The following is a 20,365-nucleotide window of genomic DNA, read 5'->3' as shown; positions in this document are numbered from 1 at the left end:
TTGGCGTGCAGTCTACCGCCATTGTTCAAAACCGCAACGATCTTTCGTTCATTCAACGCAGGCTATCGATGGTTTACTTGATGCATGTCACACCAATCAAAAGTTGACATAGCCCCAATAATCGCGTACCAATAAAGGAACACTGAATTTTAGATGACGAGACACCATGTTCAACTTTACTGTCCTACTAGGCCTACTACTAAACGCATCCTTCTTGCGCGGTAGGTTTGTGGGCAGAGTTCAGAACTAAGTTTCTCGCCACACGATACAAAAACCCGCGCTGATGCGCGGGTTTTTTTTTACTCGCCGAGCGCCAAGTACAAGTAGACACGACAAGGAACTAAACCGATGAGCGAGCAAGTCATTATTTTCGATACCACATTACGCGATGGTGAGCAGGCTTTACAGGCAAGCCTGAGTGTAAAAGAAAAGCTGCAAATTGCCTTCGCCCTGGAGCGTATGGGCGTTGATGTCATGGAAGTTGGCTTTCCTGTGTCCTCTCCCGGCGATTTTGAATCCGTTCAGACTATTGCCCGCAATATCAAAAACAGTCGTGTGTGTGGCCTGACCCGCTGCGTCGAAAAGGACATCGATGTTGCCGCAGAAGCACTGCGTGTCGCAGAAGCCTTTCGTATCCACACGTTTATCGCCACCTCACCGATGCACATCGCCACCAAGCTGCGCAGCACGTTGGACGAAGTCATCGAACGTGCTATCTACATGATTAAGCGCGCGCGTAACTACACAGACGATGTCGAGTTTTCCTGCGAAGATGCGGGCCGCACGCCAATTCCAGATTTGTGTCGCGTGGTTGAGGCCGCCATTAACGCCGGCGCTCGCACCATCAACATCCCAGATACCGTCGGCTATACCATGCCGCATGAGTTCGGCAACATCATCTCCTCGTTGTACCAACGCGTTCCTAATATCGATAAAGCCATTATTTCTGTTCACACCCACGACGATCTGGGTTTGGCGGTCGGCAACGCCATGGCGGCGGTACACGCCGGGGCTCGTCAGGTAGAAGGCACATTGAACGGTATCGGCGAGCGTGCGGGTAACTGTTCACTGGAAGAAGTCATCATGGCGATCAAAACCCGCCATAACATCCTGAATGTACACACCAACATTAATCATCAGGAAATCTACCGCACCAGCCAGTTGGTCAGCCAGATTTGTAATATGCCTATCCCCGCTAACAAAGCGGTTGTGGGTGCCAACGCTTTCGCTCACTCTTCCGGTATTCACCAAGATGGCGTGCTGAAGAACCGTGAAAACTACGAAATCATGACGCCGGAATCCATCGGCCTGAAAGAAGTCCAGTTGAACCTGACTTCCCGTTCTGGTCGTGCCGCAGTGAAACACCGTATGGAAGAGATGGGCTATCAGGACAGCGATTACAATCTGGACGATCTGTACTCCGCCTTCCTGAAACTGGCGGATAAGAAAGGCCAAGTCTTTGATTACGATCTGGAAGCGCTGGCCTTTATCAGCCGTCAGCAGGAAGAGCCTGAGTTCTACCGTCTGGATTATTTCAGCGTCCAGTCCGGTTCCAGCGTGATGGCAACCGCCTCCGTCAAACTGATCTGCGGCGAAGAAACCCAGTCAGAAGCCGCGACAGGTAATGGCCCGGTGGATGCCGTTTATCAGGCGATCAACCGCATTACGGGTTATCAGGTTTCGCTGGTCAAATACCAACTGACCGCCAAAGGCCAGGGGCGCGATGCACTGGGTCAGGTTGATATCGTTGCGGATTATCAGGGCCGCCGTTTCCACGGTGTCGGTCTGGCGACGGATATCGTTGAATCTTCCGCACAGGCAATGGTAAATGTATTAAACAACATCAAGCGTGCTCAGCAGGTAGAAAAAGAAATTCAACGTCTGCAGCAGCACAATAACCAACAACAAAACGATAGCAAACAACAAAACAGTCAGGAAACAGTGTGATGACAAAGAGCTACCATATCGCCGTTTTACCCGGAGACGGCATTGGCCCAGAAGTAATGGCACAGGCGTACAAAGTGCTGGATGCGGTACGTCAGCGTTTTGGCATCCGCATTACCACCAGCGAATATGACGTTGGCGGTATCGCTATTGACCGTCAGGGCACGCCGCTGCCGCAAGCGACCGTCGCGGGCTGCGAGCAGGCCGATGCGATTCTGTTTGGTTCCGTGGGCGGCCCGAAATGGGAACACCTGCCACCGGCAGAGCAGCCGGAGCGCGGTGCGTTGTTGCCTTTGCGTAAACACTTCAAACTGTTCAGCAACCTGCGCCCTGCTCGCCTGTATCAGGGGCTGGAAGCGTTTTGCCCACTGCGTAGCGACATCGCCGCGAAAGGTTTTGATATTCTGTGCGTCCGTGAACTGACGGGCGGCATTTACTTCGGCCAGCCAAAAGGGCGTGAAGGTAGCGGCCAGTATGAGCGTGCTTTCGATACCGAGGTGTACCACCGTTTCGAGATTGAGCGTATCGCGCACATCGCGTTTGAATCCGCTCGCAAACGTCGCAGCATCGTGACCTCTATCGATAAAGCCAACGTGCTGCAAAGCTCGATTATGTGGCGTGAGATCGTCACGGAAGTCGCCAAAGCCTATCCAGATGTGAAGCTGTCCCATCTGTATATCGATAACGCGACAATGCAGTTAATCAAAGATCCGTCTCAGTTTGACGTGATGCTGTGTTCTAACCTGTTCGGTGACATTCTGTCCGACGAGTGCGCCATGATTACCGGTTCAATGGGCATGCTGCCTTCCGCAAGCCTGAACGAAGAAGGCTTCGGTTTGTACGAACCGGCTGGCGGTTCCGCGCCGGATATCGCTGGTAAAGACATTGCTAATCCGATTGCACAGATTCTGTCGCTGTCGCTGCTGCTGCGCTACAGCCTGGGTGCGGATGATGCCGCAGACGCGATCGAAAAAGCGGTCAATACCGCACTGGCTGAAGGCTATCGTACCGCCGATCTGGCCAGTGCCAGCAACGCGATCGGTACCAATGAAATGGGCGACGTGATTGCGCGTTTTGTGGCGCAAGGGGCATAACCATGGGTAAGACGTTATATCAAAAATTGTTCGACGCGCACGTGGTTCATGAAGCGCCAAACGAAACGCCGCTGCTGTATATCGACAGACACCTGGTACACGAAGTGACTTCCCCGCAAGCTTTCGACGGCCTGCGCGCGATGGGCCGCAAGGTTCGTCAGCCGGGGAAAACCTTCGCGACCATGGACCACAACGTGTCCACGCAGACCAAAGACATCAACGCCAGTGGCGAGATGGCCCGCATTCAAATGCAGGAATTAATCAAAAACTGTGCGGAATTCGGCGTTCAGCTGTATGACCTGAACCACCCGTATCAGGGTATCGTTCACGTTATCGGGCCTGAGCAGGGAATGACGCTGCCGGGTATGACCATCGTCTGCGGTGACTCGCACACGGCAACGCACGGCGCATTTGGTTCACTGGCTTTCGGTATCGGTACGTCAGAAGTGGAACATGTGCTGGCGACACAAACCCTGAAGCAGGGTCGCGCCAAAACCATGAAAATTGAAGTCACTGGCGATGCGCCACACGGTATCACCGCAAAAGACATCGTGCTGGCGATCATCGGTAAAACCGGTAGCGCAGGCGGCACCGGTCACGTCGTTGAATTCTGTGGTAGCGCTATTCGTGGGCTGAGCATGGAAGGCCGTATGACGCTGTGTAATATGGCGATTGAAATGGGTGCGAAAGCCGGGCTGGTTGCGCCGGACGAGACCACCTTCAACTACCTGAAAGGCCGTCAGTTTGCGCCGAAAGACGCTAACTGGGACGCCGCCGTTGCCTACTGGAACACGCTGAAATCGGATGATGATGCGCAGTTCGATACGGTTGTCACGCTGGACGCTGCTCAGATCGCACCGCAGGTCACCTGGGGTACCAACCCCGGTCAGGTTATCGCCGTCAATCAGGAAATCCCTAGCCCAGATTCTTTCAGCGATCCGGTAGAACGCGCTTCCGCGGCCAAAGCATTGGCCTATATGGATCTGCAACCCGGCATCAAACTGACCGACGTGAAGATCGATAAAGTCTTCATCGGCTCCTGCACCAACTCGCGTATCGAAGATTTGCGCGCTGCGGCAGAAATCGCCAAAGGACGTAAAGTTGCCGCTGGCGTTCAGGCTATCGTCGTACCCGGCTCCGGCCCAGTAAAAACCATGGCGGAATTGGAAGGGCTGGATAAAGTGTTCATCGAGGCGGGCTTTGAGTGGCGTTTACCGGGCTGCTCCATGTGTCTGGCGATGAATAATGACAGACTGAACCCCGGCGAGCGTTGCGCCTCAACCAGTAACCGTAACTTTGAAGGCCGTCAGGGGCGCGCAGGCCGCACCCATCTGGTCAGCCCAGCAATGGCTGCGGCTGCCGCGGTAACAGGTCGCTTTGCCGACGTCCGCGAGTTGAATTAAGAGAGAAACCGACATGGCTAAATTTACTCAACACACAGGTCTGGTGGTTCCTCTGGATGCCGCTAACGTCGATACCGACGCCATCATTCCTAAGCAATTTCTGCAAAAGGTGACACGTACCGGTTTCGGCCAACATCTGTTCCACGACTGGCGCTTTCTGGATGATGCGGGCCAACAGCCTAACCCTGAGTTTGTGCTGAATCAGCCGCATTACAAAGGGGCGAGTATCCTGCTGGCGCGGGAAAACTTCGGCTGCGGCTCTTCCCGTGAGCACGCACCGTGGGCGCTGACCGATTACGGCTTCAAAGTCGTTATCGCCCCAAGCTTCGCCGATATCTTCTACGGTAACTCGTTTAACAACCAGCTGCTGCCGGTGAAACTGAGCGACGAGGAAGTGGACGAGCTGTTCAAGCTGGTTGACGGTCAGGAAGGGATTAACTTCACCGTTGATCTGGAAAATCAGGTCGTTCAGGCGGGCAGCAAAAGCTATCCATTTGAAATCGACAGCTTCCGCCGTCACTGCATGATAAACGGATTAGACAGCATCGGCCTGACGCTGCAACACGAAGCGTCTATCACCGAGTATGAAAAGAATCAGCCGGCCTTTTTGAACTGATTTGAGATTACAAATAGCTCTGAAGCCCTCTTCAGGGCTGACAAAGTCCATAGAGCGGTAGTAACGGATAGATCGTAAAGACGCTGTAAACACATCCCTGTGCGCTCGGATTGCGCAGATATGAATCTCATCCCTGAGATTCACCCTTGCAGGGTCGTCGCAAGCGACGTTCAAAAACGTTCCTGACGTTTTTGTCCATGGCGCAAACGCTTTACTCTTCTATTCCGTTACTACCGTTTTCGTTCGGCAAATAGGTTTATCAACAGCCTGAGCCTGCATGACTTCCTGTGGGCTTTTTCTTTTGGAAGAATGACGTGGATTACAACAGCGCGGCAATTAGATAAAAAGCCAGCATACTCAAGAGTACCGCGGCCACAATATTTCTGATAAAAAAGGAAATCACCACACTCACTATCGCGCCGAGAAAATATGGGTTATCAGGAAAAGCACGAATCACGCCGTGATCCATTAAAATAATCGGGCCGCAAATCGCAGTGAGTAAGCATGGCGCGGAATACTTTAATGCTCGATGGAGTAAAACCGGAATTTTTACCGGCACCGCAGGTTCGAGAAAGATATAGCGATTAAAAAACACGATCCCTGCCAGAACGAATATCAATAACCAACTCATTTTTCTTCCTTAAGCACGGTCGCGATGAATACAGAGAAAAACATGCCGCCAACACCGGCGACAGCGATGGCGCCTTCTATCTTGAAATAACTCAATAGCATCGATAGCAGCAGAGAAAACAGAACGCCAGAGAAGGTACTGATCTTCTTTATCATCGGCACAACAATAGTGATAAACGTGGCAACGATAGAATAATCAAGATGATACTTATCTAAATCAGGCACAGAAGACGCCATAAGCACACCCATGATGCTGAAGATATTCCAAAATATATAAAAGGTGAAACCCGCACCGATTAAATAGCTGGTACTAACGTTGTTCTTCCTGTCTTTCTTTTCACTGAGTGCAAAAAGTTCGTCTGATAATAAAAAACCGATAGGAAGCCGTTTTCTTAATTTCAACGTTGAAACATATTCACGCAGCGTCAGGCCATATATCAGGTGCTGTGCAGTGATAAAAAAGACGGAGATTAATAGTGTCGCGACATTCGCCCCAGACATCAACAATCCCAACGAGACTAATTGCGCCGCTCCCGCGAAAATAATCGCGGACATTCCGATACTTTGTCCGACGGATAATCCCGACTGGATTGCCATCGATCCAGCCAGAATCCCCCAGGGCACAACGGATAAACAGAGCGGCAGCATCTCAACCACCCCCGTCATAAAATGCTTCCACGGGCTCATTGTGTCTTTTGCTACAGAAGATGAATGGACTACGGTATTTTCCATATAACATTGCACTATCATCAATAAATCGATAGCGGGAAAACTAACAAAACGTTTTTTAAGAGTATTGGATGAATTTGCTACGCCCAGAATAGGGATGGCGTTTAGCGTGAATTACCTTTCGCAAACTCGCCCGGCGTCAGCCCCAGAGAATTTTTGAAATGGCGATGGAAGTGGCTTTGATCGGTAAAACCGCACCGTACGGAAACATCGAGGATCGTATCGCCTTTACGCAACAATGCTTTAGCTTTGCGCAGACGAGCCTGAATCAAATAAGCATGAGGCGTAATCCCCACCACCGCTTTAAACTGTCGTAAGAAGTGCCAGACGCTGAGTTCGGCCAGCGCGGCCAATTCAACGAGGGCCAGTTCTCTCTCAGGGTAGCTGTCCATAAAGGCTTTAACATTCAGTATATTTTGGGTCGCAACAGGCAGCGTCTGTGGCGTCAGGCGCGTCTTGCTATAGCGCATCGTCAGCCAGGTTAATGACGACAACAGCAGCGTTTCTTTCAATAACAGATTGCCCGGTTGAGCAAGCATATTGAACGTCATCAGCAACTGGTCCGACAGGCCAGGGTCATGAACAACGGCGTCGGGGAACCACGGTATGGAATCTTTTGCGCGTTGCAGATCCTGATTAATCGAGCGAAAAAGATCGGGATGCGGATAAATAGCACGATAAGCCCAGCCGGTTTCGACCTCCGAACTCCCCGTGTGCACATCGTCCGCATTCACCAGAATGATGTCGCCTTTGGGCGCAACGTGCTCTGCACCAGAACGATAAAAACGCTGAGCGCCCTGCTCAATCACGCTAATACAATAGGTATCATGGACATGACGAGGAAAGCGCTGCTGATAATATTGTGCCTGCAACATATCCAGCCCGCCGAGCGCCTCCAGATGTCTGAAGTGTGTCTGCTCTTGCACTACCGGCTTTTTATGCACGCGTTAACCCTCTTATCGTTTGTACAAAATTGCTCTGGCAGAGAAGCGACATCGGCATATGTCTTTATCGCTATCAACCGCGCACCTGCTCACTGATTCTATCAGAAGCAGATTCATATCCCCATGCTGGAAAAAACAGCGAAAAAAAGCCAGCGATGGGGCTGCTGGCTATGAATGATGATTCGTGTCTTTTACCACGTTGGCCTTTTTACCAACCGGACTACATTTACCAACTGGATTACATCAGATGAAATCGGGACACCCCAATATTCAACCGCTCGGCCTGCTGCTCCAGCGAGGCGGCAGACGAGGACGCCTCCAGCACCAGCGTCGCATTCTGTTGCGTGACCCGATCCATTTCTGATATCGCTAACGACACCTGATTGATACCGCTGCTTTGTTCATCTGAAGCCAGCGCGATCTCATTGATAATGCGGGTGACGTTATTAATTTCAGAGACAATTTCGGCCATTGCTTTACCCGCTTCAGACGCCAACGTTGTTCCTTCCGTTACTCTGGTTTCGGATTCTTTAATCAACGTGGCAATTTCCGTTGCGGCGTTAGCTGAGCGCTGTGCCAGATTACGCACTTCTCCTGCCACCACCGCGAAACCTTTGCCCTGCTCACCCGCTCTGGCGGCTTCAACCGCCGCATTCAGCGCCAGAATATTGGTCTGGAAAGCAATCCCGTTAATAAGCGCGATGATTTCAGAAATTTTGTCCGAACTTCTGGCAATCTCCGACATAGACCCAACAACCTGTTCCACAATACTGCCGCCCTTAACGGCTTTGGCTGAGGTATCCGTCGCCACAACGCTGGCATGGTGCGCATTATCGGTATTCTGCTTCACCGCAGCCGTCAGTTGTTCCATGCTGGCCGCCGTTTCTGCCAGCGCCGCGGCTTGTTGTTCCGTTCGAGCAGACAGATCTGTATTGCCGACAGCAATTTTCGTCGAACTGCTGTGAATCGACTCTGCACTATCACGTACCGAGCCGACCGTTTCAGAGAGCGAATCCTGCATTTGCTGGATGTTGCTTCCCAGAATACCGATTTCATTGCTGCCTACAGCCACGCTCGCGCGCGTTAAATCGCCCTGTGCAATCGCCTGTATGCGTGATACCCAATACTGAACTGGGTTAATAATGACGCGACGAATTAATAAGAACGTCATACCTGTTAATACGATGGCTAAAATAAAGGCCCCCGTCATGAGCGTATATCCCAGTGTCGAATTCCTTTCTGCCGTCACATTAATATTTTTTGCCATCTCAACCCGATAAAGGTAGGACGCTTTCAACGGCACATCATAGTCATCATCCAATTTAGACATCACTGTCGATTCAAATGCGTTGAGTTCTTCGACATTCCCTTTTTTCGCGATGTCAAACATAGGTTTTATCCCACGCTCAACATAGTCACTATAACGTGCTTTTAATTCATTATCGCGAGCCAGTTCGACATCAGAACGAGCCGATCTATTTTGATATCCGTTAAACATTTGCTGAGACAGCGACAGGCGCTCCTCTGCGGCTTTCATGCTGGCGTTATAGTTATCAGTAAGGCCATTACGTAAATGATTTACCGCATGAAGCAAATTCATACGCGCCGCACGCATATGGTTAGCGCTATCCACTAACTCCATTCGCACATTTAATTCCAGCGTAGACTCATTTAACGACAGCTCGGCCTGCTTAAGAAAATACGATGATGTGGAGATCGCCAAGGCAAAAAGCAGCAAAACACCAGAAAAAACAACGATAAAAAGTGGAGTCAGTTTGATGTTATGCAGCCCAGAAGCAGAATACTGGGATTCTGGTTTCTCATAAATCGCTATCGACTGGTAAGGGATATCGCTCATTTTTACATCCATCAGGTTATTCAAAACATTGCTATAACGTAAATTGCAGGTAAAAAATGGAAAATAACACTTCACTGCATGTTACATAATATTTAAGGATTGTGACAATCTGCGTTAAACACAAGAAGAAAAAAAGCTACCTTTAGAAAGAATTTCATCTATAAGATCGTCATCACGAAAAAACGTATTTTAGCGATAACTATTTCATCTAAAAACCATTAAAAAACAAATTATCACACAATGTTAGTGAATTATCTTATTCAATATTGTTACAGCAATATTAACAGCAGAAATAAAAATAGAATTTATTTTCCTCTACTGAAAATACCCACTCTGACATTCAACGTGGCTGACTCGTTTACTCTTCATACCTTTTGCATATAAAAACACCACGCCGCGCGTGGGGCTAACGAGGCTCACACACAGATAAAAGTCCCAAGCTGGATTGTTGTATCGATTACGGTATTTTTCCGCCGACATATTATGCTGAACGTTAGCGATTCAATGAGTGAGAGGGACAGGTCGCCTATCTCGGAGAACGCCTAAAAGCGGTGGAATAACCTGCCATAAGCATGCCCGACGCCTTTCTCTGCGGGCATCAGCGCTATTCACGATATCGAGTCGGCAGGCAAACACCATAAAAAAAGCCAGCGAAAAATTCGCTGGCTGGTGAAACCTCACCATTACTCAGAATACATTGTTTTACTTAAAAATTTTCACACAGAATAAATTGTTTCGACCACCTAGAGCCAATGACGGTACTCGTCATCAGACATCTCTTTCAGGTGCCACTGCGTCGCCTGCTGCAATAACGCGATGCGCTGCTGGGGAGACATCCATCGCAACCACGTTGCTTTACAGCTCGATAAGTAATGTTGATAGAACCGATACAAACGGGAAATCGCCATCAGCCACCTCCTCTCTTTCCTTGTGAGAAAGTATCGACGTAATATAGGGAAAGATAAATTGATGACTTTGGTGCATGGAGTTCCTCTTTTATGTCTTCTCCTCGTCTACAACAACAGTTCATCCGCCTGTGGCAGCACTTTCAGGGGCAAACCACCGACACCACGCTGCAAGAGCTAACCGGGGTGTTGAACTGTTCCCGCCGCCATATCCGCTCACTGCTGAACGCCATGCAACAAGAAGGCTGGCTCGTGTGGCAGGCAGAAGCCGGAAGAGGGAAACGTTCGCAGCTTTCTTTTGTGTATACCGGATTAGCCCTCCAGCAGCAGCGGGCCGAGGATCTACTGGAACAGGATCGCATTGAGCAGTTGGTACAGTTGGTGGGTGATAAAGAAGCCGTACGTCAGATGTTACTCGCCCATCTTGGGCGGAGTTTCCGGCAAGGAAAGCATATTCTGCGCATCCTCTATTACCGTCCGTTACGCAATTTACTGCCCGGTTCGGCGCTACGGCGTTCAGAAATGCACATCGCACGGCAAATTTTCAGCGGACTCACCACTATAAATGAGGAAAACGGGGAAATTGAACCCGATCTGGCTCATCACTGGCAGAGTCTTTCCCCCCTGCATTGGCGCTTCTACCTGCGCCCGGCAATCCGTTTTCACCATGGCCGAGAACTCACGATGGACGACATCACCACGTCACTCTCTCGCCTTATTCCGCTCCCGCTTTTTTCTCATATTGAAGCCGTCACCTCGCCAATGCCCTTCGTGATTGATATTCGGCTACACCGCTCGGATAACTGGCTACCGTGGTTATTAGGCAGCGTGCACGCCATGATCTTACCGCAAGAGTGGCAAACGCTACCGGATTTTGCCCAGCACCCGATCGGCACTGGCCCGTATGCCGTGGTACGTAATAACCGTAATCAATTGAAAATTCGTGCCTTCGATGACTATTTTGGCTATCGAGCGCTGATTGATGAGGTCAATATCTGGGTACTACCGGACGAACCGGAGGAAATGCCGGTATCTATCCAACTCCAGTCTGACAATTCTCGTCACGAACAGCTGGAAAGCCGGATGGAAGAAGGTGGCTATTTCCTGTTGTTCGATAAGCGTTCGCCGTTAGCATCACGGCCGGAAGCTCAGAGATGGCTCAGGCAGGTCTTTAACCCAATTTCGCTACTCAACCACGCTAACACCAGCAACCAGCGTGACTGGTCGCCCGCCTACAGTTTGCTGCCGCGCTGGCACCATCATCACCCCGATGTGCCGCAATCCCTTCCCAAAGGGCTGACGGACGTCACGCTCACGTTCTATCAGGCACACCCTGAATATCGGATATTAAGCGAGATAATGCGCACGCTGCTGGCACAACATGGCGTCACATTACATATTCAGACGGTCAGCTACGAAGACTGGTATCAAGGCAATGCCGACAGCGATATTTGGTTTGGTAGCCTGAATTGTTACCTGCCGATCGAATTCTCCCTGTTCGCGATGCTCTACGAACTCCCGCTGGCGCAACACTGTCTGAATGACGATCTGCACGCGGACGCGCAGCAGTGGCGTGACCACACGCTGCCGATGGCAGAGTGGTGTGAAAAGCTGATCGCCAGTGGCCAACTGCACCCTCTTCTGCATCACTGGTTACAGCTTCAGGGACAGCGCAGCATGCGCGGGGTCAGGATGAACATGCTGGGCTGGTTTGATTTTAAATCTGCCTGGTTTGCTCCGCCGGAATGCTGACAACCTTTCGCTACGCGGCTTAACCCTTTACAATGTGCCGTTCTCAACGGGGTGCGGAAGATTTTTCGCTGAGAAGATACCCGTCGAACCTGATCCGGTTAATACCGGCGAAGGGATTTGAGAGTGCGGCTCATTGCTGCCTCGAAGTCCTTTGCCACCCTATGATTCTCAGGAGTGCAAAGTGTTAAATCAATTATTACCGCGTTCAGCCACCGTGCTGAAAACCAGCCTGTCTTGCCTGCTACTACTCTCAGCTTCGGCGTTCGCCAAGCCTACGCTTACCGTATATACCTATGACTCATTCGCTTCCGAGTGGGGTCCAGGCCCTGTCATCAAGACCGCGTTTGAAAAAGAGTGCGAGTGCGAACTGAATTTCGTCGCGTTGGAAGATGGTGCCTCACTGCTGAACCGGTTGCGTATGGAAGGTAAAAACAGCAAAGCGGATATCATTCTGGGGCTGGACAACAACCTGTTGCAGGCGGCGGAACAAACCGGCCTGTTTGCGCCGCACAATCAGGACACCCGTGCCGTCACGGTGCCGGGCGGTTGGAACAACAAGACTTTCGTCCCTTACGACTACGGCTATTTCGCGTTTGTGTATAACAAAAACACGCTGAAGAACCCGCCGAAAAGCCTGCATGAGCTGGTGTACAGCAACGAGCCGTGGAAAGTGATCTATCAGGATCCTCGCACCAGTACCCCGGGGCTGGGTCTGCTGCTATGGATGCAGAAAGTGTACGGCGATGATGCGCCGCAAGCTTGGCAGAAGTTGGCGAAGAAAACCGTCACCGTCACCAAAGGCTGGAGCGAAGCCTACGGTCTGTTCCTGAAAGGGGAAGCGGATCTGGTGCTGAGCTATACCACATCGCCGGCCTACCACATCATTGAAGAGAAGAAAGACAACTACGCGGCAGCGACCTTCAGTGAAGGGCACTATCTGCAAATTGAAATCGCTGGGCAACTGGCGTCCAGCAAGAATCCCGAACTGGCGAAACGCTTTATGCAGTTCATTCTGAGCCCAACCTTCCAACAGGCAATCCCAACTACGAACTGGATGTATCCGGCGGTTAAAACCGATCTGCCAGCAGGCTTCGCCACGCTCGCGGTGCCGGAAAAAGCCATGCAGTTCAGCGCGCAGGAAGTGGCTGACCAAAGGACGCAGTGGATTCAGGCATGGCAACGCGCCGTCAGCCACTAATCGGCGGACGTCTGTGGCCGGGGCTACTGGCCACCACGCTGTTAATTTCCGTTGCCGCACTGGCTTTCGGTGCCCTGTGGCTACAGGCGCCCGAAAGCCAGTGGCGCACGCTATGGCATGACAGCTATCTCTGGCATGTCATTCGGTTTACCTTCTGGCAGGCTTTTCTCTCTGCACTGTTTTCTACCGTCCCGGCCATTTTTCTCGCCAGAGCGCTGTATCGACGACGCTTTCCCGGCTACCGCTGGCTGCTGCGCCTGTGCGCGATGACGCTGGTGCTGCCCGTGCTGGTAGCCGTTTTTGGCCTGCTCAGCGTATATGGTAGACAAGGCTGGTTGGCCTCCGCGCTGGGCTGGTTTGACCTGAAATACACATTTTCTCCCTATGGATTGCAGGGCATCCTGCTGGCGCACGTGTTCTTCAATCTGCCGCTGGCAACCCGATTGCTGTTGCAGTCGCTGGAAGGCATCGCCACCGAACAGCGTCAGTTGGCTGCAAATCTGGGCATGAACAGCTGGCAGCATTTCCGTCTGCTGGAGTGGCCCGCCCTGCGCCGACAGATTTTACCGACCGGCGCACTGATTTTTATGCTCTGTTTTGCCAGCTTTGCGACGGTGCTGTCGCTGGGCGGCGGCCCACAGGCAACGACGATTGAGCTGGCTATCTATCAGGCATTAAGCTTTGATTACGATCCGGCACGCGCGGCGCTGCTGGCGTTAATTCAGATGGTTTGCTGTCTGGGTTTGGTGCTGCTGAGCCAGCGGCTAGGGCGTATTCTGCCCGTTGGCAGCACACAGCAGCTTACTTGGCGCAATCCGCAGGACAGCGCTTTAAGCCGCCTCATCGATGGCCTGCTGATTGGCGCGCTGTTGCTGTTAGTCATCCCTCCCTTGCTGGCCGTCGTGGTCGATGGCGTGAACCGCTCGTTGGTTACTGTGCTGCAACAACCTGTGCTCTGGCAAACGCTGTTGACCTCGCTGCGTATTGCTCTGGGTGCGGGGCTCCTGTGTCTGGTACTGACCATGATGTTGCTCTGGAGCAGTCGCGAGCTAAAATTACGCCAAAAACCACTCTACGGGCAGTTGATGAACCTGAGCGGTATGCTCATCCTCGCCATGCCGGGCATTGTGCTGGCAACCGGCTTTTTCCTCCTGCTGAATAACAGCATCGGGCTACCGCAATCCCCCTACGCGCTGGTGGTGCTCACTAATGCGCTGATGGCGATTCCCTATGCGATCAAAGTGCTGGAGAACCCGATGCTGGACGTCGCCGAACGTTACAACCGACTCTGCACATCACTGGATATTCGCGGCTGGCAGCGATTGAAGCTGATCGAACTCGCCGCGCTGAAACAGCCGCTGGCGCAGGCGTTAGCCTTTGCCTGCGTGCTGTCGATTGGTGATTTCGGCGTTATTGCGCTGTTCGGCAATGAGCAGTTCCGCACGCTGCCGTTCTACCTGTACCAGCAAATTGGTTCCTATCGCAGCGCCGACGGCGCAGTCACGGCGCTGCTCTTAATGCTGCTGTGCTTTATGTTATTTACCCTGATTGAGAAACTGGCAGGCCGTCATGATCGCGCTTGAGAAATTGACCTACTTTTATCAGCACTTGCCCATGCGTTTTGATTTTCACGTCAAGCCGGGCGAGCGCATCGCCATCCTCGGCCCCAGTGGCGCAGGGAAAAGTACGCTGCTGAATCTGATTGCCGGTTTCCTGATGGCAGACAGTGGCGAGTTGTTGCTGAACGGCGCTTCTCACCGCGAGACGCCTCCCGCGAAACGGCCGGTTTCAATTCTGTTTCAGGAAAATAACCTGTTTCCTCACCTGACGATCGGACAGAACATCGCGCTGGGGCTCCATCCCGGCCTGCGACTGAGTGCTGCACAGCGCGAGACGCTACGGCAGATCGCCGATCGGGTCGGTCTGGCGGATCTTCTGGATCGTCTGCCGTCGCAGGTGTCCGGCGGGCAGCGCCAGCGCGCGGCATTGGCACGCTGTCTGGTTCGTCACCAGCCCATTCTGCTGCTGGATGAACCGTTCTCGGCTCTCGATCCGGCGCTGCGGCAGGAAATGCTCGATCTGGTTGAAAGTGTGTGTCAGGAGCGTGAATTCACGCTGTTGATGGTGTCCCACAATCTGGATGATGCCATGCGGATCGCAAAACGTACGGTGCTGATCGTGGACGGACAGATTTATTATGACGGGCCGACTCAGGCGCTACAGGATGGCAGCGCTGAAGCAGCCGCCATCCTGGGAATTTCACGTCCGTCTGCGGATTGAGGAATTAAGGCAACGCCTGATAGCGCAGGTTGCTGAATGTGACCTCGCCCTCGCCCGACGCATACAGGGCAGGCCGCAGACTGAGGAAGTCATACGCAACGTTGTGATGGTAGCCGGAGACTTCCATCTGCACTGGGTATTTCTTCCACGCTTCCTGATCTGACGTTCGGGTGTAAAACGTCACGATATGGCGATCGTTTTTCATCCGAATCTGTACCTCATTGCCCGTAATATGCGGCAATTTCTTCTCTGCTCTTTCCAGCCCATAGCGGTGCATGACGGTGCCATCCTGATTAAACGACAGCCCGACGTACAGCTTCGCGTTGTAGAACAGCAGTAAACCCGCCTGTGCGCCAGGGGAAAAATTCGCCGTCACTTCAATCTGGTAAGCCTGATCGCCGGGGATCATCGTCAGCGGCGCGCTGTCTTTCGGCGACGTACCTTTTGCCTTCAAGTGCAGCTTGCCGTCGCTAAGCGTAACCCGTTTCAGTTCTTCCGCATTGGCACGGTAAAAATGCCAGCGTGCCGGAAATTTCTCGTCGGTAAAGCTATCAGACCAGCCGATACCGTGCGGCACCGCTTCGCCCCCTGTCGGCTTGTGAATCGGCTTACCGGTATCGAATCCGGCAGACGTAAACCAGCCGTCATCGCCCCAGACAATCGGCTCCAGCATCGCCTGCCGCCCCAGCGTCATAAAACCGTTCTCATAGCCGTGATACACCATGTACCAATTTTTATCCGGTCCTTCGATCAGCGTCGCATGGCCGCGCGACCACCACTTCTCTGAACGATCCTGCGTGCGGATAATCGGATTATGCGGCGAGTTTTCCCACGGCCCGTTGATCGATTTGGAACGTGCGGCAATCACCATATGCCCAGTTGGTGGCCCAGCCGTGCCACCTTCCGCCAGCACCATGTAGAAGTAGTCGCCGTGGCGCAGCATCTTCGGCCCTTCCTGCGAGAAGCTTTCCACATCCCACTCTTCTGGGTACTGCCATCCCTGATAAACCACCGCCATGTCGCCGACCGTCGACAGCCCATCGTCCGTTAATTGCACGCGATTACCGCCAGACATAAAGATGTAACGTTTGCCATCCTCTCCTACGACGTGGCCGGGATCGCTGGCCGGGTTTTTCAAGCCCGTGTCTTTCGGTGGCGTCCACGGGCCACGGATATTATCGGCGGTGATCACATACAGCGTTTTCTTTTTCGTTCCTTTGGCGTCAATAATCCGGTTCGTGGTGAAGTAGATATAATATTTGCCGTCGTGTTTCACCAAATCCGGAGCCCAGATTGCATCGACAGGCGTCGTGATCGCGGGGCCAAGCGGTTCCCAGTTCACTAAATCGCGTGAATGCCAAATCAGCAGCCCGGGGATGTCGTCAAATGACGAGAACGTCATGTAATAATCATCCCCGTCTTTGATAATCGTGGGGTCAGGATGATCGCCCGCAATAATCGGATTGAGATAACAGCCATTGCCCAAATCCGCCTGACGCTGCTGTTCAATACCCCGTTTCCATTCGTTGGCAGGGCCAGCCTGACAGGCCATCACCGTACCGATACCCATTGTCATCAATAAGATACCGCTTAATACGCCTTTCCCTACCGCTCGGGACACGCCCATTTATCACCACCCACTATCTCAATGATTATTTTATAATTTATAACATTGAAACCCTGTTCCAATTGTGAAAACAGTCACGCTTCTCTCGGTTATACGGCGAAAAATCAGGCGGTAATCACACTGTGCAATTCTCAATATACTGTGACCAGTTCGACATATTCAGTTTTTATCCCTTGTAGGTATTGTGTCTTTTTGTACTGCTGTGCTTATATAAATTGTCGATTGATGATTCATTCGAATACAACACCCGACCATAAATAACAGTACATAAGTAAATAGGATTCCCGTGACGCACTACTCTTCTTCCACTTCAGCACTACTAAGCACCGCGCATGTTGACGCGGTCGTCGTCGTGCGCGTGGCAGTCGTGGTCGTCGTCGGCAGCGCGCCGTAACGGGTTCCGAATCGAAGATTCTCAAACCCCGCCGGCGCAAGCCGAGCGGGGTTTCTTGTTTTTACCCTCCCCGCTCCGACACCGCACCGGCCCTGATGAAGGATGTAAGCATGCGTTATACAGGCGCTCAGTTAATTGTTCGGCTGCTCGAACAGCAGGGCATCACCACCGTAGCGGGTATTCCCGGCGGTGCGGCGCTGCCGTTATATGATGCACTGGGTCAAAGCAAGACTATCCGCCATGTGCTGGCTCGTCACGAACAAGGCGCTGGATTTATGGCTCAAGGCATGGCGCGCGCCAGCGGACGCGCGGCGGTTTGTATGGCTTCCAGTGGGCCGGGGGCGACCAACCTGCTCACCGCCATCGCCGATGCCAAACTGGATTCGATCCCGCTGGTGTGTATCACCGGTCAGGTGCCTTCCAGTATGATCGGTACCGATGCGTTTCAGGAAGTCGACACCTACGGCATCTCTATTCCCGTCACCAAACATAACTATCTGGTTCGCGACATCAACGAACTGCCGCGCGTGATCCCGGAAGCCTTTCGCATCGCGCAGTCGGGCCGCCCAGGCCCAGTGTGGATCGATATTCCAAAAGACATCCAGACTGCAACCATTGAGCTGAATACGCTGCCAGATATTTTCCCTCTTGATACGCCTCCTGCGATTGCACAGCAGAAAATCGAACAGGCGGCAGCGATGATTAACGCGGCTCAGCGTCCGGTACTCTATCTGGGCGGTGGAATCATTAGCAGCGCCGCGCACGAACAGGCGGTTCAACTGGCGGAGCGTTCCAACCTGCCAACCACCATGACGCTGATGGCGCTGGGTGCGATGCCCGTCGATCACCCGCTGTCGCTCGGGATGTTGGGGATGCACGCCGCACGATCAACCAATCTGATCTTACAGCAGGCAGATTTGTTAATTGTGCTGGGTGCGCGTTTTGACGATCGTGCGATTGGTAAAGCGGAACAGTTTTGCCCGCAGGCCAGCATCATTCACATCGATATCGATCCCGCCGAATTGGGCAAGATCCGCCAACCGCACGTGGCGATCAACGCGGATGTCGCACAGGCGCTGGATCAGTTGCTGCCACAGATTACGCCGCAACCGCGTGACGTATGGCGCACCACCGTTAGCGGGCTGCAAGAGGAATTCCCGTTCAACATGCCGAACGCTGACGATCCTTTAAGCCATTATGGACTGGTACAGGCAACGGCGCAGGCGCTGACGGATGATGCCATCATCGCAACCGATGTCGGTCAGCACCAAATGTGGGTCGCTCAATCTTATCCGCTGCGGCGTCCACGTCAGTGGCTGACATCAGGCGGGCTTGGGACGATGGGCTTTGGCTTGCCTGCGGCAGTTGGCGCAGCGTTGGCGGAACCTGAGCGCACCGTGGTGTGCTTCTCTGGAGATGGCAGCCTGATGATGAACATTCAGGAAATGGCAACTGCGGCAGAAGAAGGCCTTAACGTCAAAATCGTTCTGATGAACAACCAGTCACTCGGTCTGGTTCATCAGCAGCAGGATCTGTTTTTCCAGCAGCGCATTTTCGCTGCAGATTACCGTTACAGTGCAAATTTCCTCGCGATTGCCGCAGGTTTTGGCTTTGCGACCTGCGATCTGAACGCAGCCGCCGACCCACAGGCCGCGTTGCAGGAGATACTGAATCAACCGGGACCCGCGTTGATCCACGTACGCATTGACGCCAATGAGAAAGTTTTCCCGATGGTGCCACCGGGCGCAGCAAACATCGATATGATCGGAGATTAATGACTATGTCCACTCAACAAATGTCGCTAACACAAGCAATGTCGTTAACACCAGTAACGTCAAATCAGGTCACGCTGGAACTCTCTGTGCGCAACCACCCCGGCGTCATGTCACACGTTTGCGGCCTGTTTGCCCGCCGGGCATTTAACGTGGAAGGCATTCTGTGTATGCCGCTGGCCAACGGCGAGGAAAGTCGCATCTGGCTACTGGTTAAAGATGACCAGCGACTACAGCAGATGATCAGTCAGGTGGAAAAGCTGGAGGACGTCCTTCAGGTTCGTCGCCACGGTGAAGAAATGCGTATTTTCGAGCAGGTCGCCGAATTTTACCGCTAGTGAATGTTACCGCGATATAAATAATTTGGCCGGGTCTTTCCCGGCCAGCCCACGCTTACCCGTTTAACACGCTTACCCGTTTAATACCTGCCACAGCAGATGACGATAAACCGGCATCAGCGGATGCTGAATCAACACGATCAACAACGCGACTGCCGCTATGGACACGCCAGGCGCCACCCAACGCAGACGTCTGAGCGGCATCTTTCTGCTAAACCAGTCGTGATGTTTACGCTTATCACTGCGCCACCAGCGCCAGTTTAACCAACCTGCGCCCCACACCATGATGGCAGTAATCAGCAACAGCCACTTAAATCCTGCGCTGTTTGTTCCCGCAGGAATATCAATCGCCACGCCAGCCAAAATGCCCGGTAAGAAATAGGCCGGCGGCCACAGCAGGCAGCCAATGATATTCGGCACGGCAAATTTATAAGGCGGTAACCCCAGCATCCCCGCCACCATCGGGATGAGCGGACGCGTCGGGCCGACAAAACGCCCGATCAGTATCGTCGGCATCGGGTGCTGATACAGGGCATATTCGGTTTTACTCAGTAATGCCTGATGCTTTTTCAGGAAAGACCAGTTATGCAGCGGCGCCTTAAAACGCATGCCAATAAAATAGGAAATCCAGTCTCCTAGCAGACAACCGATAATCCCTGCCGCCCACGCAGGGTAAAGCCCCATTTGCCCACTGCCGATAAGCGTTCCCAGCGTTGCCATCATCACCGTTCCCGGCAACAGCAGCCCGACCAAAGCCAGAGATTCGAGAAAGGCAACCAGCATGACGGCGATCAGTGAATACGCTAGCGATTGGGTAACCAGATGATCCAGCCACGCTTCCATAAACCTACCCATATTTTATAAAAACAAGGATTGTCTGG

The 20,365-nt window shown here is 52.6% G+C and carries 17 protein-coding genes and 1 riboswitch; of the genes, 10 read left to right on the top strand and 7 right to left on the bottom strand.

The genetic code is table 11. The features are described 5' to 3' along the window. Positions 1 to 348: 348 nt before the first annotated feature. Genes leuA through leuD form a run of 4 tightly spaced genes read left to right on the top strand, consistent with a single transcriptional unit; the run spans position 349 to position 5,057 of the window. Positions 349 to 1,947 (top strand): 2-isopropylmalate synthase, encoded by a 1,599-nt coding sequence (gene leuA / locus H0247_RS04865; protein WP_180741522.1) that lies wholly within the window; start codon positions 349 to 351, stop codon positions 1,945 to 1,947. Further along, complete coding sequence (gene leuB / locus H0247_RS04860; RefSeq protein ID WP_180741521.1) at positions 1,947 to 3,038, top strand: 3-isopropylmalate dehydrogenase; 1,092 nt, start codon at positions 1,947 to 1,949, stop codon at positions 3,036 to 3,038. The genes leuA and leuB overlap by 1 nt, the downstream gene beginning before the upstream one ends. Before the next feature lie 2 nt (positions 3,039 to 3,040). Next, a complete protein-coding gene (leuC, locus tag H0247_RS04855) occupies positions 3,041 to 4,441 on the top strand; it encodes a 3-isopropylmalate dehydratase large subunit (RefSeq protein ID WP_180741520.1) in 1,401 nt (466 codons plus the stop codon). Positions 4,442 to 4,454: 13 nt separating this feature from the next. Beyond that, entirely contained in the window at positions 4,455 to 5,057 is a 603-nt protein-coding gene (gene leuD / locus H0247_RS04850) for a 3-isopropylmalate dehydratase small subunit (protein WP_039526799.1), read from the top strand. A gap of 319 nt (positions 5,058 to 5,376) precedes the next feature. Here leuD and H0247_RS04845 read toward each other — a convergent pair whose 3' ends face one another. From H0247_RS04845 to sgrT, 5 genes are all read right to left on the bottom strand, one after another. Further along, positions 5,377 to 5,688: an AzlD domain-containing protein gene (locus H0247_RS04845; protein WP_180741519.1), complete on the bottom strand. Its 312-nt coding sequence runs from the start codon at positions 5,686 to 5,688 to the stop codon at positions 5,377 to 5,379. Further along, positions 5,685 to 6,419, bottom strand: a complete 735-nt coding sequence (locus H0247_RS04840) for an AzlC family ABC transporter permease (protein ID WP_180741518.1) — start codon at positions 6,417 to 6,419, stop codon at positions 5,685 to 5,687. The genes H0247_RS04845 and H0247_RS04840 overlap by 4 nt, the downstream gene beginning before the upstream one ends. Positions 6,420 to 6,520: 101 nt before the next feature. Next, on the bottom strand, positions 6,521 to 7,360 hold the full coding sequence (locus H0247_RS04835; RefSeq protein ID WP_180741517.1) for an AraC family transcriptional regulator: 840 nt from the start codon (positions 7,358 to 7,360) through the stop codon (positions 6,521 to 6,523). A 238-nt stretch (positions 7,361 to 7,598) separates the two neighbouring features. Continuing rightward, the gene (locus tag H0247_RS04830) at positions 7,599 to 9,218 is read right to left on the bottom strand and encodes a methyl-accepting chemotaxis protein (protein WP_180741516.1); all 1,620 of its coding nucleotides are present in this window, start codon (positions 9,216 to 9,218) and stop codon (positions 7,599 to 7,601) included. Positions 9,219 to 9,961: 743 nt separating this feature from the next. Beyond that, positions 9,962 to 10,126 (bottom strand): glucose uptake inhibitor SgrT, encoded by a 165-nt coding sequence (gene sgrT / locus H0247_RS04825; protein WP_180741515.1) that lies wholly within the window; start codon positions 10,124 to 10,126, stop codon positions 9,962 to 9,964. Between the two features lie 90 nt (positions 10,127 to 10,216). Between sgrT and sgrR the strand changes: the two genes are divergently transcribed. The 4 genes from sgrR to thiQ all read left to right on the top strand — a co-directional run bounded on the left by sgrR (position 10,217) and on the right by thiQ (position 15,353). Beyond that, entirely contained in the window at positions 10,217 to 11,875 is a 1,659-nt protein-coding gene (gene sgrR, locus H0247_RS04820) for an HTH-type transcriptional regulator SgrR (protein WP_180741514.1), read from the top strand. Between the two features lie 37 nt (positions 11,876 to 11,912). Beyond that, positions 11,913 to 12,009, top strand: a riboswitch (TPP riboswitch). An 80-nt stretch (positions 12,010 to 12,089) separates the two neighbouring features. After that, complete coding sequence (thiB, locus tag H0247_RS04815) at positions 12,090 to 13,073, top strand: thiamine ABC transporter substrate binding subunit (RefSeq protein WP_180741717.1); 984 nt, start codon at positions 12,090 to 12,092, stop codon at positions 13,071 to 13,073. Further along, on the top strand, positions 13,049 to 14,656 hold the full coding sequence (gene thiP / locus H0247_RS04810) for a thiamine/thiamine pyrophosphate ABC transporter permease ThiP (protein ID WP_180741513.1): 1,608 nt from the start codon (positions 13,049 to 13,051) through the stop codon (positions 14,654 to 14,656). The genes thiB and thiP overlap by 25 nt, the downstream gene beginning before the upstream one ends. After that, a complete protein-coding gene (gene thiQ, locus H0247_RS04805; RefSeq protein WP_180741512.1) occupies positions 14,643 to 15,353 on the top strand; it encodes a thiamine ABC transporter ATP-binding protein ThiQ in 711 nt (236 codons plus the stop codon). The genes thiP and thiQ overlap by 14 nt, the downstream gene beginning before the upstream one ends. Positions 15,354 to 15,357: 4 nt before the next feature. Here the strand turns inward: thiQ and H0247_RS04800 are convergent, their stop codons facing one another. Continuing rightward, positions 15,358 to 16,980, bottom strand: coding sequence for a family 43 glycosylhydrolase (locus H0247_RS04800; RefSeq protein WP_180741511.1), 1,623 nt, complete (start codon positions 16,978 to 16,980; stop codon positions 15,358 to 15,360). 504 nt (positions 16,981 to 17,484) lie between these two features. Between H0247_RS04800 and ilvB the strand changes: the two genes are divergently transcribed. Continuing rightward, positions 17,485 to 19,149 carry an acetolactate synthase large subunit gene (gene ilvB, locus H0247_RS04790; protein WP_180741510.1) on the top strand — a complete coding sequence of 555 codons (1,665 nt, stop codon included), beginning with the start codon at positions 17,485 to 17,487 and terminating at the stop codon, positions 19,147 to 19,149. Between the two features lie 5 nt (positions 19,150 to 19,154). Then, positions 19,155 to 19,484: an acetolactate synthase small subunit gene (gene ilvN, locus H0247_RS04785; RefSeq protein ID WP_370463300.1), complete on the top strand. Its 330-nt coding sequence runs from the start codon at positions 19,155 to 19,157 to the stop codon at positions 19,482 to 19,484. A gap of 72 nt (positions 19,485 to 19,556) precedes the next feature. Here the strand turns inward: ilvN and H0247_RS04780 are convergent, their stop codons facing one another. Beyond that, on the bottom strand, positions 19,557 to 20,327 hold the full coding sequence (locus tag H0247_RS04780; protein WP_180741509.1) for a DedA family protein: 771 nt from the start codon (positions 20,325 to 20,327) through the stop codon (positions 19,557 to 19,559). Between the last annotated feature and the right edge of the window lie 38 nt (positions 20,328 to 20,365).

The sequence above is a fragment of the Pectobacterium sp. CFBP8739 genome, assembly GCF_013449375.1.
In the GTDB taxonomy this organism is placed as follows: Bacteria; Pseudomonadota; Gammaproteobacteria; order Enterobacterales; family Enterobacteriaceae; genus Pectobacterium.
This window is presented reverse-complemented; position numbering and strand designations above follow the sequence as displayed.

Bases quoted from the DNA above. Each gene is read 5' to 3' on its own strand.
- leuA (WP_180741522.1), top strand. From the start codon at position 349: ATGAGCGAGCAAGTCATTATTTTCGATACCACATTACGCGATGGTGAG.
- leuB (WP_180741521.1), top strand. From the start codon at position 1,947: ATGACAAAGAGCTACCATATCGCCGTTTTACCCGGAGACGGCATTGGC.
- leuC (WP_180741520.1), top strand. From the start codon at position 3,041: ATGGGTAAGACGTTATATCAAAAATTGTTCGACGCGCACGTGGTTCAT.
- leuD (WP_039526799.1), top strand. From the start codon at position 4,455: ATGGCTAAATTTACTCAACACACAGGTCTGGTGGTTCCTCTGGATGCC.
- H0247_RS04845 (WP_180741519.1), bottom strand. From the start codon at position 5,688: ATGAGTTGGTTATTGATATTCGTTCTGGCAGGGATCGTGTTTTTTAAT.
- H0247_RS04840 (WP_180741518.1), bottom strand. From the start codon at position 6,419: ATGGAAAATACCGTAGTCCATTCATCTTCTGTAGCAAAAGACACAATG.
- H0247_RS04830 (WP_180741516.1), bottom strand. From the start codon at position 9,218: ATGAGCGATATCCCTTACCAGTCGATAGCGATTTATGAGAAACCAGAA.
- sgrT (WP_180741515.1), bottom strand. From the start codon at position 10,126: ATGGCGATTTCCCGTTTGTATCGGTTCTATCAACATTACTTATCGAGC.
- sgrR (WP_180741514.1), top strand. From the start codon at position 10,217: ATGTCTTCTCCTCGTCTACAACAACAGTTCATCCGCCTGTGGCAGCAC.
- thiP (WP_180741513.1), top strand. From the start codon at position 13,049: ATGGCAACGCGCCGTCAGCCACTAATCGGCGGACGTCTGTGGCCGGGG.
- thiQ (WP_180741512.1), top strand. From the start codon at position 14,643: ATGATCGCGCTTGAGAAATTGACCTACTTTTATCAGCACTTGCCCATG.
- H0247_RS04800 (WP_180741511.1), bottom strand. From the start codon at position 16,980: ATGGGCGTGTCCCGAGCGGTAGGGAAAGGCGTATTAAGCGGTATCTTA.
- ilvB (WP_180741510.1), top strand. From the start codon at position 17,485: ATGCGTTATACAGGCGCTCAGTTAATTGTTCGGCTGCTCGAACAGCAG.
- ilvN (WP_370463300.1), top strand. From the start codon at position 19,155: ATGTCCACTCAACAAATGTCGCTAACACAAGCAATGTCGTTAACACCA.
- H0247_RS04780 (WP_180741509.1), bottom strand. From the start codon at position 20,327: ATGGAAGCGTGGCTGGATCATCTGGTTACCCAATCGCTAGCGTATTCA.